This is a genomic window from Patulibacter brassicae (assembly GCF_033949425.1).
GTDB lineage: Bacteria > Actinomycetota > Thermoleophilia > Solirubrobacterales > Solirubrobacteraceae > Patulibacter > Patulibacter brassicae.
The window spans coordinates 613,552-626,895 of record NZ_JAXAVX010000001.1 but is presented as its reverse complement, the minus strand read 5'-3'; the positions used below and the strand labels follow the sequence as shown (position 1 = coordinate 626,895).

Below are 13,344 nucleotides of genomic sequence, written 5' to 3'. Positions count from 1 at the left end.
GACGGCGACCCGCTGATGGGGGCCGACGCCGCGATCGACCTCGTCGCCGCCGAGGCCGCCTACGCCGGCGGCACCGACGGCACCATCGGCCTGGAGGAGGAGTTCATGCTCTTGGACCCGGGCACGCTCGACCTCGTGCCGCGGTTCGAGGAGCTGCGCGACGCCACGGCCGAGGACCCGGCGCTCGCCGACTCGGTGGCCGGCGAGCTCATCCGCACCGAGGTCGAGATCCGCTCGGGGCGGGCGCTGTCGATCGGCGAGGCGATCGACCTGCAGCGCGACCACCGGGCGCGGCTGGCCCGCGCCGCGGACGCCCTCGGGATCGCGCTCGGGTCGACCGGCACCCACCCGTGGGACGACTACCGCGAGCAGCAGTTCATCGACACGGCCCACTACCGCCGGGTCGTCGACGGGCTGCGCTGGGTCGCCCGCCGCAACGCGACGTTCTCCCTCCACGTCCACGTCGGCATCCGGGACGCGGACCGCGCGCTGGCCGTCTGCGACCGGCTGCGCGGCGTGCTGCCGCAGCTCCTGGCCGTCTCGGCGAACTCGCCCTTCGTCGACGGCCTCGACACCGGGCTGCACTCGATCCGCACGCAGACGTTCACGAAGTCCTTCCCGCGCTGCGGCGTACCGGACCACTTCGGCTCGTGGGCGGCGTTCCGCGAGTACCTCGAGCTGCTCGTGGCGACGGACTCGATCCAGGAGTACACCCAGGTCTGGTGGTCGGTGCGTCCGCACCTGAGCTTCGGCACGGTCGAGGTGCGGATCTGCGACGCGCAGTCCAGCGCGGCCGAGTCCGAGGCGCTGGCCGAGCTCATCACCGCCTGCGTGCTGCAGGCGGCGCGCGACCACGACGAGCGCCGGCCCTTCACGCCGCCCGCCCCGCGCCTCGTCGAGGAGAACGTCTGGCGCGCGATCCGCGACGGCCAGGACGGCCGGCTCATCGACTGGGAGGCCGTGCGCGAGTACCCCGCCGCGGAGGCCGGGGAGCGGCTGCTGCGGTGGACCGCCCCGATCCGGTCCGAGCTCGGGATCGAGCCGCGCCTGCCGGAGCGCAACGGCGCCCAGCGCCAGCGGCGTAGGGTGGAGGAGGGCGCCTCGCCGGCCGAGGCGTTCGCCGCCGCGGTCGCCGAGACCCGCGCGGGCATGCTGGCCGCCACCCCCGATCCTCAGGAGCGTCCATGAGCAGCAACGATCCCTTCGCCGGTGCGGGCCCCGGCGGGCAGCCCACCCAGGAGCAGCTCCTCGCGGCCTACGAGGAGCAGATGCGCAGCCTGCGCGTCGAGGACGTCGTCGTCCAGTCGATCGCCGGCCTGCTCGAGGTCGGTGGGCGTCGCGCCGGGCTCGCCGGCGGCGGCCCCGGCGAGGCCGACGCGGCCCAGCTCGGTCTCGCGATCGAGGCGGTGAAGGCCCTGAAGCCGATCGCCGCGCCGCTGCTCGGCCCGAACGCCGGCCAGATCGACCAGGCGCTCTCCCAGCTGCAGCTCGCGTACTCGCGGCTCGCCGGGTCCGGCGACGCCGCCGGGGACGCCGGGGACGCCGCCCCCGCGCCGGACGGCGACCCCAGCGGCCCGCTGGGCGCCGACGTCTCCCCGAAGGCCGCGCCGGACGCCGCCGGCGGCCCCCCGCCGGCCCAGCAGCCCGGTCAGCCGCAGCAGCCGGGCGCGGTCGAGTCCGGCCGGCTCTGGATCCCCGGGCGCTGAGCGTGCGTGCCGTCGCCGCGGCGATCGTGATCGCGATCGCGGTCGCCGGGTGCGGCGGCGACGACCTCGACGTCCCGGCCGACGCGCCGATGCCGACGATCGGGGACGCCGAGCCCGTGCGGCCGCCGACCGTGCGCGAGCGCTACCTGCGCAGCGGCGAGGCCGCCTGCGGGCGGCTCGGCACCGACCTCGCGGAGATCGAGGAGTCGCGGCGCGCCGGGAACCTCGGTCCCGTCGCCCAGCAGGCGCGCACCCAGCGCGCGGTGCGGCGCTTCGGCCGCCGGATCGCGAAGGTACGGGCGCCGTCCTCCCTCCGCTCGGCGCGCGACGCCGTCGTGGACGCCTCGAACGACGCCCCGCCGGTCTTCACGACCGTCGAGCAGGCCGAGGCGTACTTCCGCTCGCTCGTGCGGACGTTCGAGCGCGCGAGGCTCACCGCGTGCTCGGAGACGCTCGAGCAGGGCATCGAGGCCGTGCGCGAGCAGGCCGGGGGCGGCTGAGCGCCGCGCGCTCCGCCGATCGGCGGAGGCCGGCGGCGAGCGTCCCACCGCCAGGTCACGACAACCGACGCGCCCCGGCGTAGACTGCCGCGTCGGCCATGGCGCAGCGTCGACTCCACGGGCTGCAGCGCGTGCTCGGCACGAACGCGCTGTTCTCGACCGCCTACGGCAACGTCGGGTCGTCGATTTACTACGCCCTCGGCCTCGTCGCGAGCTACGCGCTCGGCCTGACGCCGGTCGTCTTCCTCATCACGGGCGTCATCTTCTTCCTCACCGCAGCGACGTACGCGGAGGCGACGTCGATGTACCCGGAGGCCGGCGGCTCCTCGAGCTTCGCCCGCCGCGCCTTCAACGAGTTCTGGTCCTTCTTCGCGGCGTGGGGCCAGATGCTGAACTACACGATCACGATCGCGATCAGCGCGTACTTCGTGCCCCACTACCTCGGCGGGTTGTGGGAGCCGATCGACGCGCTCCGCGGCGCCCCGGGGGACTGGCTGTTCGCGCTGCTGCTCATCGGCGGGCTCGCGGCGCTCAACGTCTTCGGGGCGAAGGAGTCCGCGAGCGTGAACATCGCGCTGGCGGTGACGGACTTCCTCACCCAGGTCCTCCTCGTCGCGCTGGGCATGTTCCTCGTCTTCAACCCCGAGGTCCTGCTGGACAACGTCTCGCTCGGCGTCGCCCCGGAGTGGAAGGACTTCCTCATCGCGATCCCGATCGGGATGGTCGCCTACACCGGCATCGAGACGATCTCGAACATGGCCGAGGAGGCCAAGGACGCCGGCACGACCGTCCCGGCGGCGGTCAAGCGCGTCGTCGTCGCCGTCTTCGCGATCTACGCGTTCCTGCCGCTCGTCGCGCTCTCGGCACTGCCCGTCACGAAGGACGCCAGCGGGGAGTACTCGACGCTCCTGGGACTGGGGGAGGAGCAGGGCGGCTTCGCCGGCGACCCGATCCTCGGCGTCGTGAAGAACATGGACCTCGGCGTCCTGCAGGGCCCGGTCCAGGTGTACGTCGGCGTCCTCGCCGCGACGATCCTCCTGCTGGCCGCGAACGCCGGCGTCATCGGGGTGTCCCGGCTCGTCTACTCCATGGGCATCCACCGCCAGATGCCCGACCGGCTGCGGACGCTGCACCCGCGGTTCGGCACCCCGTGGATCGGGATCATCGTCTTCGCCGGTGCTGCCGGGGTGGCGGTCGTCTTCGGCGAGCCGGGCTTCCTCGCGAACCTCTACGCGTTCGGCGCGATGCTGTCCTTCACGATCGCCCACATCGCGGTGATCTGGCTGCGGCTGAAGCTCCCGGACGCGGAGCGGCCCTACCGCGGGCCCGGCAACCTCACGATCCGCGGCCGCTCGTGGCCGCTGTTCGCGATCTTCGGCGGCCTCGGCACCGGCATCGCGTTCGTCGTCGTGACCGGTCTGCACCCCGCCGTGGCGCTCGCGGGGATCGGCTGGATGGCGGCGGGCCTCGTCATCTACCCGCTGTACCGCCGCGCCCAGGGGCTCGACCTCGTCACGACCCACAAGATCGCCACGCCCGCCGCGGTCGTGGACCACGAGGCGGAGTACGAGTCGGTGATCGTCGCGCTGCTCGGGCTGCGCTACTCGGAGGGCGCGCTGGCCACCGCGGGGACGGTGGCGGCGAAGCGCCGGCGCGGCATCTTCCTGCTCGTGCCGATCGTCGTCCCGCAGTCCTCGCCGATCGACGCGCGGATGCCCGAGCAGGAGCACGCCGCCGACGCCCTGATCGAGCAAGCCCGGCTGCAGATCGGCGGGCGCGTCCACGGCCGCTGGGTGAAGGTCCGCGCCGGGCAGTTCGGACGCGTCGTCGTCGAGCAGGCCCGCGCGACGAGCGCCCGCGCGATCGTCATGTCGATCCCGCCCAAGGTCATGGGCGTCAGCGCGAACCGCTCGATCGACACGGTGATGGCCGAGCGGCCGTGCCGGGTGATCCTCCAGGCCGACCCGGACGCCCGCAAGCTGCCGGCCGCGCCCGCCGCGGCCCCGGAGGCGACGCGGTGAACGGCGGGCTCCACGGCGCGGCGACGGTCGTCCTGTCGTCGATCATCGCGATCCTCGGCCTCGTCATGATCGTCGTCGCCCTGGCCGGCGGCGGCGGTCCGACGGCGCGCGGCGTCCTCATCGGCGCGCTCTTCGTCCTGGCCGGAGCGGGGCGCGGCTGGCTGGCCTGGAAGGGCCCGGGGGCCTCGTGAGCGAGCACCACCAGCCGACCTGGTCGGAGCGGGCGTTCGGCTCGCCCGCGGTCTTCGCCGTCACCTACGCCTCGCTGGCCGGCGGGCTCTACCTGCTGCTCGGGCCCGTCGCCGGCGCCGCCCTCGGCGCCACGCCCGCGGTGATGCTCGTCGCGGGGGTGCTCTTCGCGCTCGCGGTCCTGACCTTCGTCGAGGGCACGTCGCTGCACGCCGAGCGCGGCGGCTCGCCGACCCTCGCCCGCCACGCGTTCGACGAGCTGTGGAGCTTCGTCGCGGCGTGGGCGCTGCTGCTCGACGCGCTGCTGCTCACCGCGGCGGCGACGCTCGCGGCGACGAACTACCTCGAGGCGTTCTGGCCGGCGACGAACCGCGGTGGCGTCGAGCTCGCCGTCGCCGGGGCGATCCTGGCGACGATCACGGTGCGCACGATCCGCGGCCATGCCCCGCGCCGCCTCGGGCGCCTGTCCGCGCTCGTCACCGTCGACCTCGCGATCCAGGTCGCGGTCGTCGTGATCGCGATCGTGCTGCTGTCGAACCCCGGTTCGCTGACCGAGGGCCTCGAGCTCGGCACGAGCCCGAGCTGGGACGGGGTGCTCTTCGGCCTCGGCGCCGCGATGGTCGTCGTCACGGGGCTGGAGTCCTCCTCCGGCCTGGCCGGCGAGCTGCACATCGGTCGCGCCGGCCTCAAGCGGCTGGCGATCGCGATGCCGGTCGCGATGCTCGTCGTGTACCCGGCGATGGCCGTCGCCGGCCTCATGGCGCTGCCGGTGCAGGACGGCACGACCGAGCTCGCGGGACGCTGGATCGACGCCCCGGTGCTCGGGATCGTCGATCAGCTCGACCACGGCAGCCTGCGCGACGTCCTGCGGATCGTCGTCGGCGTCGCCGCCTCGCTGACGCTCGCGGGCATGGCGCTCGCGGCGATGGGCTCGGCGAGCCGGATCGCGTCGCACATGGCCCTGCACCGCCAGCTGCCCACGCGGGTCGGCCGGCTGCACCCGCAGTGGGGGACGCCGTGGCTCGTCATCGCCGCGAGCGCGGCGATCGCGGCCGGCCTCGTCGCGCTGCGGGACATGGACGCGCTCGTCGGCACGATGGCCTTCGGCGCCATGCTCGCCACGACGATCGCGCACGCCTCGGTCGTGCGCCTGCGCTTCACCGAGCCGGACCTCGACCGGCCGTTCCGGATGCCGCTGAACGTCCGCTTCCGCGACCGCTGGGTGCCGGTGCCGGCGCTCGTCGGCGGGATCCTCAGCGCGCTCGTCCTCGTCTCGATCGTCATCTCGCACGAGGAGGCGCGGACCGTCGGCCTCGCCTGGATGGCCATCGGCGTGGTGTCCTACGTCGCGTACCGCCGCTCGCGGCACCTGCCGGTCCGCGGCCGGGTCGCGGTGCCCGAGCAGGCGCTGCGGCAGGAGACCGGCGAGCTGCCCGTCTACGGCTCGATCCTCGTCCCGCTCGCCGGCAGCGCGCTGGACGACGACGTCGTGCAGACGGCCGGGCGGCTCGCGGGCGCCGCCGGTGGCGAGGACGACCCGGAGCTCGAGGAGGGCTATGCGGTGATCGAGGCCGTGTGGGTCCACGTGCTGCCGGTCGCCGTCGCGCTCGACGGGCCGCTTCCGGACGATCGTCGCGACGAGGCGAAGCAGGCGCTCGCGCGGGCGAAGGCCGTCGGCGAGGAGTACGACGGGGTCCGGGTGGCGACCTCCGCGATCCGCGCGCGGGCGCTCGGGAAGGCGATCGTCGACGAGGCCGTGCGCCGGGGCTGCCAGGCGATCGTCATGGTCGCGCCGCCGCCGGTGGCGCGCCGCGGTGCGCGGATCGGGGCGTCCCTCGGCGCCCGCGGCGGGCGCGGGGAGGTCATCGGCGACGCCGCCCGCTACGTCATCGAGCACGCGCCGTGCCAGGTGATCCTCACCGCCCCGGCGCTCGACGAGACGGCGGAGGTCCTGCGGCGCCGCGAGGCGGCGAAGGCCCAGGCCGACGAGCGGCTCGACGACGACGACGAGCAGTGGCTCGACCAGCTCTGACGCCGGCGTCCGCGAGACGGGCCGCATCGAGCAGGCCCTGAACGACCTGCGTCGTCGGGGACCGGGTCTGGTCGTGGGCGACGCCCGTCGTGCGGGTCGGGAGGGCGTCGCGCCGCGTGGCGCGTCAGGATCCGCGGCGTGAGGCGCCTGCACGTGCTCTGCAACCCCGTCGCCGGCGGGGGCCGTGGCCTGCGCGCGCTGGACGGCGTGCGGGAGGCGCTGCGCGACCCGGCGCTCGAGGTCACGATCGTGCGGACGGAGTCGGCGACGCACGCGGCGCTCGCCGCCCGCGAGGCGGCGGAGGCCGGGGGCGAGGTCGTCGCGTTCGGCGGCGACGGGATGGCCCGGATCGTGGCGCACGCCATCCGGGGGACCGACGCGTCGCTCGGCGTGCTCCCCGGCGGGCGCGGCAACGACCTCGCCGCCGTGCTGGGCCTGGGCCGCGACCCGGTCGCCGCCTGCGAGGTCGTGCGCGAGGGCCGGCGACGGTCGATCGACCTCGCCGAGGCCGACGACGCGCACGGCGTCCGCGGAGCGACGTTCCTCGGGGTCGCGTCGATCGGGCTGGAGTCCGAGGTCGCGCGGATCGCCGAGCGCGCTCCGCGGATCGGCGGCCAGGCGACGTACGCCGGCGCGATGGTGCTGGGCCTCCTGCGCTGGCGCAGCGCCCGCTTCGCGCTGCGCGTCGACGGCGAGGCGCTCGAGCTGCCCGGCTTCCTCGCCGGGGCCGCGAACAGCGGCCGGTTCGGCGGCGGCATGCGGATCGCCCCCGACGCCGCGCTCGACGACGGCCTGCTCGACCTCGTCGTCGTCGAGGACCTGCCGAAGTGGCGGTTCCTGACGCTCGCGCCGACGGTCTTCCTCGGCACGCACGTCCGGCGTCCCCAGGTCCACGTCCGCCGTGCGCGCGAGGTCGTGCTCGATGCGGACCGCTCGCTCGAGGTCTTCGCCGACGGCGACCCGCTGGCGCGGACCCCGGCGACGATCCGGGTCCTGCCGCGCGCGATCTCGGTGCTCGCCCCGGCGACCTGAACGGGCGCTCCGAGGCCGCGGGCCCGGCCCGGTCACCGGGCGCCACGGTCGTGCGACATGCCGCCGGCCGGGGGGCGAGGACCTCGAGGCGCGCGCCCGTCGGCTCGTGGACGCGGTGGGCGCGGAGCGCTACGGCGCCCTGCGCGGGCCGCTCGTGGCGCACCTGCGCGCGGGGCAGGAGGGCGGCGACGGCTTCGCGCGAGCAGCCGCTCCCTCGTCGTGCGCGTCGACGTCCCGGCGTGAGCGGCGGGAGTATGGTCCCGCGGACATGTTCGTCCTGATCGTCGGCGCCGGTCGCGTGGGCGCGGCCGTCGCCCAGTCGATGCTCGCCCAGGGGCACGACGTCTCCGTCCTCGACGAGGACCCGCTGAGCCACGAGCGGCTCGACGCCGGGCTCGCCAGTTCCTGGGAGGAGGCGGGGGGCCGGTTCACCGTCGGCCAGGGCATCGAGCTCGAGGCCCTGCGCGAGGCGGGGATCGAGGACGCCGACGTGTTCATCGCCTCGACCTCGGGCGACAACACGAACATCGTCATCGCCCAGGTCGCCCAGCGGAAGTTCCAGGTCCGCACGGTCATCGCGCGCGTGATGGACCCGGCGCGCGCGACGTGGTTCGCCGAGCAGGGCGTGCGCACGATCTGCCCGACGCTCGAGGCGATCGGGATGTTCGAGTCGGCGATCGGCGAGGTGGCCTGATGTACGTCGTGATCGCCGGCGGCGGCAAGGTCGGCTGGAACCTCGCCCGCGAGCTGATCGAGAAGGGCCACGAGGTCACGCTCATCGAGCAGGTCCGCGACCGCTACCTCACGATCGAGGAGGAGCTCGAGCACGCCGTCCAGTACGGCGACTCGACCGAGATGTGGGTCCTGGAGCGCGCGGGCGTCCAGCGCGCCGAGCTCGTCGTGGCGGTCACCGGCGACGACGAGGACAACCTCCTCATCTGCCAGGTCGCGCGCGAGAAGTACGACGTGCAGCGGACGATCGCGCGGGTGAACAACCCGCGCAACCGCGAGCTCTTCGAGCTGCTGGGCGTGGCGCCGGTCGTCTCGGCGACCGACCTCATCCTGCGGTTGATCGAGCACGAGGTCCCGAGCTTCGGCCTCGTCCACCTGCTCGACCTCCACGCCGAGCGGCTGGAGATCGTCGAGGTCGAGGTGACCCCGGGCGCGCCCGCCGCCGGCAGCCGCGTCGCGGACGTGGCGATGCCCGACGGCTCGCTGATCATCTCCGTCCTGCGCAACGGGGCCGGGTTCGTGCCGAAGGCCGACACGGTGATCGAGGCGGGGGACGAGGTCCTCGTCGTGCTCGACCCGGGTCTCGAGGCCGGCATCACGAAGCTCTTCACGACCGTCGCGGGGTAGGGCCCGGCGGCCCGACGCGGGCCCCCGGACCGCAGCGCGCGGCGACGCGCGCGTCGCTATCATCGCGCTCCGCCTGTGCGCCGTTGCGGGATGGTGTAATTGGCAACACGCCTGATTCTGGTTCAGGTATTCAAGGTTCGAGTCCTTGTCCCGCAGCCTCTGACGAAGCCCTCGCGCACGCGGGGGCTTCGTCGTTCCCGGCCGTGGTCTCGGCCGTCCCGGGCTGGCGGCGGGGCGTGCTCCCGGATAGCGTCGCCGTGTCGGCCCGCGCGACCCGTGGTCGCCCGGTCGCCGCCGTCCGCGCCGATCCCTCGGAGACCTGGATGCCGATCACCCTGCACTGGTACCTGCCGACCCACGGCGACAGCCGCTCGGTCCTCGGGTCGCATCGCGTCATGGCCCGCAGCGAGCTCCGGCCCGACGATCACCCCGGCGACCGGCCGCCGTCGATCGACTACCTCGGCCAGATCGCCCGCTCGGCCGAGCAGCTCCGCTACGAGGCGGTGCTCACCCCGACCGGCACCTGGTGCGAGGACGCCTGGCTGACGACGGCCGCGCTGACGCAGGTGACGACGCGCCTGAAGTTCCTCGTCGCGCTGCGGCCGGGGCTCCAGTCGCCGACGCTCACCGCTCAGCAGGCCGCGGCCTACCAGCGGCTGTCGGGCAACCGCCTGCTGCTGAACACCGTCATCGGCGGCGACGACGCCGAGCAGCGGCGCTTCGGCGACTACCTCGGCAAGGACGACCGGTACGCCCGCGCCCAGGAGTGGCTGCAGGTCCTGCGCGGCGTCTGGTCCGGGCAGCCGTTCTCGCTCGAGGGCGAGCACGTCCGGGTGACGGACGCCCTCGTGCTGAACCCGCCGGAGTTCCCGGAGATCTACCTCGGCGGCTCCTCGCGGCCCGCGCTGCAGACCGCCGCGCGCTTCGCCGACGTCTACCTGCACTGGGGCGAGCCGCCGGCCGCGATCGCCGAGCAGCTCGCGCAGGTCCGCGAGGTCGCGGCCACGGAGCGCGAGCTGGAGAGCGACCTGCGGTTCGGCATCCGCCTGCAGGTGTGCGCGCGTCCGACGAGCGAGGAGGCGTGGGCGGCCGCCGAGCGGTGGCTCGACGGCGCGACCGACGACATCGTCCAGCTCGCCCAGACCCTCCTGGGCAACGCGGTCGCCGAGGGGCAGAAGCGCCAGATCGCCCTCCACGGCGGCAATCGCGACAACCTCGAGGTGTCGCCGAACCTCTGGGCCGGCCCGGGGCTCCTGCGTCCCGGCTCGGGCACGGCGCTCGTCGGCTCCTACGAGGAGGTCGCCGACCGGATCGCCGAGTACCACGAGCTCGGGCTCGACGAGTTCATCTTCTCCGGCTATCCGCACCTCGAGGAGGCCTACCACCTCGCCGAGGGCGTCCGCCCGATCCTCCGCGAGCGGGGGCTGATCGACGTCGCGGTCGCGCCGGCCGCCGCCTGATCGCCCGGCCCGCGTCCGCGGCGCGCTCCGGCGCCCGCGGACGGGCGCCGGGGTGCGCAGGACGTGCGGTTCGTCACGCGGCGGGCGGCACGCGCGCTCGTACGGTTGGTCTCTTCGCCAGAACGGGCATACCGTTGGGACATGGCGTGGAACGTGGTCATCGTCGGCGGCGGCTTCGGCGGCCTGGAAGCGGCGCGCCGCCTGGAGCGGGCGCTGCCGCGGCACAGCGCCCGCCTGACGCTCGTCTCCGACCAGAACTTCATGCTCTACACCCCGCTGCTGCCGGGCGCGGCGGCGGGGACGCTCGAGCCCCGGCACGCCGTCGTGCCGCTGCGCGAGCAGCTCGAGTGCACGGACGTCCTGCTCGGCTCGGTCACCGGCGCGGACCCCGGACGCAAGGTCGTGCAGCTCACGACGGGCGACGGGCGCGACCTCGAGCTCCCGTACGACCAGCTCGTGCTCGCGGTCGGCTCGGTGTCCCGGACGCTGCCGATCCCGGGGCTCGCCGAGCACGCCGTCGGGATGAAGACGCTGCCCGAGGCGATCGCCCTGCGCAACCGCCTCCTGCAGAGCTTCGAGGTCGCCGAGGGGATCGACGATCCCGAGGCCCGCGCCTCGTGGCTGACGTTCGTCTTCGTGGGCGCGGGGTACGCCGGGCTCGAGGGCCTCGCGGAGCTGCAGGACTTCGCCACCGACCTCATCGACCGCTACCCGCGCTGCCGCATGCAGGGCGTGCGGTTCATCCTCGTCGAGGCCCAGGACCGCGTGATGCCGGAGATCCCGGAGTCGCTCGCGCACTTCGCCACCGACGAGCTGCAGGCCCGGGGGATCGAGATCCGCACCCGGACGACGATCGAGCGGATCACCGCCGAGACGGCGACGCTCGCCGGTGGCGAGGTCGTGCCGACCCGCACGGTCGTCTGGACGGCCGGCGTGAAGCCGAGCCCGGTCGTGCAGCGTCTCGGCCTGCCGGTGCACGAGCGCAGCCGCCGGATCGTCGTCGAGCGGACGCTGCGGGTTCCGGGCGTGGACGGCGTCTGGGCGATCGGGGACGCCGCGCACGTGCCCGACCCGCGGGACCTGGAGAAGCCGTGCCCGCCGACGGCGCAGCACGCGATCCGCCAGGGCCGCCTCGTCGCCCGCAACGTCGCGGCGGCGCTCTCGGGCGACCGGCCGCGCCGCTTCCGCTACAAGACGCTCGGCGTCTTCGTCGACCTCGGCCGCGGCAAGGCGGTCGCGTCGACCATGGGGCTGCGCTGGCGCGGCGTCCCGGCGTGGTTCCTCGCCCGGACCTACCACCTGATGTCGATGCCGGGCATCACCCGCAAGATCCGCCTCGTCGCGGACTGGACCGTCGGCCTCTTCTTCGGCCGCGACGGCTCCGAGCTCGGCCGCCTGGGCCACCCGGGTCGCCTCGACACCCCCGACCGGATCGCGCTCGAGCGCGACGCCGCCGCGGCGCGCCGCAGCCAGCGCGAGGCGGAGGAGCTCCGCGCCGCGGCCGACTGACCGCGGCCGCTCGCGATCAGCGGGCCGGCGACGCCGGAGAGGCCGCGGGTCGCGCCGCCGCCCGACGAGCGAGCGAGCGCGGTGCCGGCTCGCCGTTCCCCGCGCCGGCGTCGATCTCGGGGGAGCCCCGGTCGACGAGCCCGACGTTCGACACGACGAGCGTGCATTCCGTCGAAGTCGCTCGGTGCGCGGCCGCGACCTCGACGAATCGCAGCTTCACCGCGGGCGACCCGCCCGCCGCCGAGCGGCGCGTCGGACGTGACGCGCCCTCGCGGCGGCGGCCCCGTCCGCCGGCCGCGAGAAGAGGTCGAGGCCGACCCCGGCCCGCGAACGGGGCGGCCGCGTCCGCCGCGACGCCCCGGCGGGGCTCAGCGGTCGTACTGCGTCAGCTTCTCGCTGCGCATCAGCCGGATCAGGCTGCTGGAGTACTGCGGGTCGGTCGCGTACCCGGCCTTGTGGATCTCCTTCGCGAACCGCTCGGGGTCGTCGCTGTACTTGAACGCGTTCGCGTAGCGGCTGTTCTGCAGCAGGAAAAGCCCGTGGTCGTCGAAGGAGTCCTGCATGCCGCGGTACATCCGGAACGCGGCGAGCTGCCGGACGAGCCGGCCGGACTCGGACTCGAAGGTGGGCTTCAGCACGCAGCCGACGGCCTCGGTGCCCCAGCGGTAGACGCCGTTCTTCGCGTCGACGGCCTGGGCCTTGATGCCGAAGTAGTTGTTCGCGCCGGCCGTGAGCGTGCCGGAGGCGGACTCGAGGATCCCCTGCGCGAGCGTCACGGAGGCGGGGACCTTCGTCATCGCCGCCGAGGCCCGGGCGAGCGGGCCGGCGGTGGCGATGAACGCCGCGCGGTTGGCGGGCGGCGACACGAGCGGCACGGTCGCCACCGACGAGCAGCGACCCTGCTGCGGGTTCTCGGCGCCGGGGGCGCCCGGCTCGCTCCAGCCGCAGTAGCGGGCGACCATCGACGCCTTCTCGCCCTGCACCATGGCGTCGGGCACGTAGCCGGCGCGGCCGTTGGGCAGGCGGACGCGGTCCCAGACGCGCGAGCGGCCGCTGTAGCCCGACTGCGGCGGGCCGTTCATCTGGCAGAGCACCCGGATCGAGGCGCCGTTGCGCAGGGTGCCCATCCGCTTGCGATCGGTCGGGGTGCGCCGGACGGTGACGCGCTTGGAGGACTGGAGCTTGATCGTCGCGCGCGAGCTCGGACGCGACGCGGTGACGGTGCGGCTGCTCGACGTGCCGCTGCCGGTCGACGGCGTCGTCGTGGTGCCGCCGGAGCCCACGCCGCCGCTGGCCTGCCGGACGGCGGCGGCGCGCTCCTGCGGGGTCCAGGTCGGCGGCGAGCCGGCGGCGGGGCCCTCGAGCGCGGTGCCGCCGGGTCCGGTCGGACCGGCGGCCCCGGCTGGGACGGCGGCCAGCAGGCCGGCCACCAGGGGGAGCGCGAACGCGGTTCGGCGGGCGGGACGAAGAGTCATCTCGGAGTCTGCAACCGATGGGTCGGGGGGATGTTGCGGTCGCCGGACGAGCCGTCGGGTG

General features: G+C 74.8%; 12 protein-coding genes and 1 tRNA gene. 12 read left to right on the top strand and 1 reads right to left on the bottom strand.

Features of this window, described 5'->3' with window-relative positions; genetic code table 11:
• Positions 1-15: 15 nt before the first annotated feature.
• The 12 genes from SK069_RS02955 to SK069_RS02900 all read left to right on the top strand — a co-directional run bounded on the left by SK069_RS02955 (position 16) and on the right by SK069_RS02900 (position 11,808).
• Positions 16-1,188 carry a carboxylate-amine ligase gene (locus SK069_RS02955; protein WP_319952685.1) on the top strand — a complete coding sequence of 391 codons (1,173 nt, stop codon included), beginning with the start codon at positions 16-18 and terminating at the stop codon, positions 1,186-1,188.
• Complete coding sequence (locus SK069_RS02950) at positions 1,185-1,706, top strand: hypothetical protein (protein WP_319952684.1); 522 nt, start codon at positions 1,185-1,187, stop codon at positions 1,704-1,706. The genes SK069_RS02955 and SK069_RS02950 overlap by 4 nt, the downstream gene beginning before the upstream one ends.
• Positions 1,707-1,708: 2 nt before the next feature.
• Positions 1,709-2,206 (top strand): hypothetical protein, encoded by a 498-nt coding sequence (locus SK069_RS02945; protein WP_319952683.1) that lies wholly within the window; start codon positions 1,709-1,711, stop codon positions 2,204-2,206.
• 98 nt (positions 2,207-2,304) lie between these two features.
• Complete coding sequence (locus SK069_RS02940; RefSeq protein WP_319952682.1) at positions 2,305-4,227, top strand: APC family permease; 1,923 nt, start codon at positions 2,305-2,307, stop codon at positions 4,225-4,227.
• Positions 4,224-4,418: a hypothetical protein gene (locus SK069_RS02935; RefSeq protein WP_319952681.1), complete on the top strand. Its 195-nt coding sequence runs from the start codon at positions 4,224-4,226 to the stop codon at positions 4,416-4,418. Before SK069_RS02940 ends, SK069_RS02935 begins: the two co-directional genes overlap by 4 nt.
• Entirely contained in the window at positions 4,415-6,448 is a 2,034-nt protein-coding gene (locus tag SK069_RS02930) for a universal stress protein (RefSeq protein WP_319952680.1), read from the top strand. The genes SK069_RS02935 and SK069_RS02930 overlap by 4 nt, the downstream gene beginning before the upstream one ends.
• A 138-nt stretch (positions 6,449-6,586) precedes the next feature.
• Positions 6,587-7,480 carry a diacylglycerol/lipid kinase family protein gene (locus SK069_RS02925; RefSeq protein ID WP_319952679.1) on the top strand — a complete coding sequence of 298 codons (894 nt, stop codon included), beginning with the start codon at positions 6,587-6,589 and terminating at the stop codon, positions 7,478-7,480.
• A 268-nt stretch (positions 7,481-7,748) separates the two neighbouring features.
• The gene (locus SK069_RS02920; RefSeq protein WP_319952678.1) at positions 7,749-8,174 is read left to right on the top strand and encodes a TrkA family potassium uptake protein; all 426 of its coding nucleotides are present in this window, start codon (positions 7,749-7,751) and stop codon (positions 8,172-8,174) included.
• Complete coding sequence (locus SK069_RS02915) at positions 8,174-8,839, top strand: potassium channel family protein (protein WP_319952677.1); 666 nt, start codon at positions 8,174-8,176, stop codon at positions 8,837-8,839. Before SK069_RS02920 ends, SK069_RS02915 begins: the two co-directional genes overlap by 1 nt.
• Before the next feature lie 84 nt (positions 8,840-8,923).
• Positions 8,924-8,995, top strand: a tRNA-Gln gene (locus SK069_RS02910).
• Between the two features lie 167 nt (positions 8,996-9,162).
• Positions 9,163-10,299, top strand: coding sequence for an LLM class flavin-dependent oxidoreductase (locus tag SK069_RS02905; protein WP_319952676.1), 1,137 nt, complete (start codon positions 9,163-9,165; stop codon positions 10,297-10,299).
• A 141-nt stretch (positions 10,300-10,440) separates the two neighbouring features.
• Positions 10,441-11,808 (top strand): NAD(P)/FAD-dependent oxidoreductase, encoded by a 1,368-nt coding sequence (locus tag SK069_RS02900; RefSeq protein WP_319952675.1) that lies wholly within the window; start codon positions 10,441-10,443, stop codon positions 11,806-11,808.
• A gap of 368 nt (positions 11,809-12,176) precedes the next feature.
• Here the strand turns inward: SK069_RS02900 and SK069_RS02895 are convergent, their stop codons facing one another.
• A complete protein-coding gene (locus SK069_RS02895) occupies positions 12,177-13,283 on the bottom strand; it encodes a glucosaminidase domain-containing protein (RefSeq protein ID WP_319952674.1) in 1,107 nt (368 codons plus the stop codon).
• Positions 13,284-13,344: the final 61 nt, after the last annotated feature.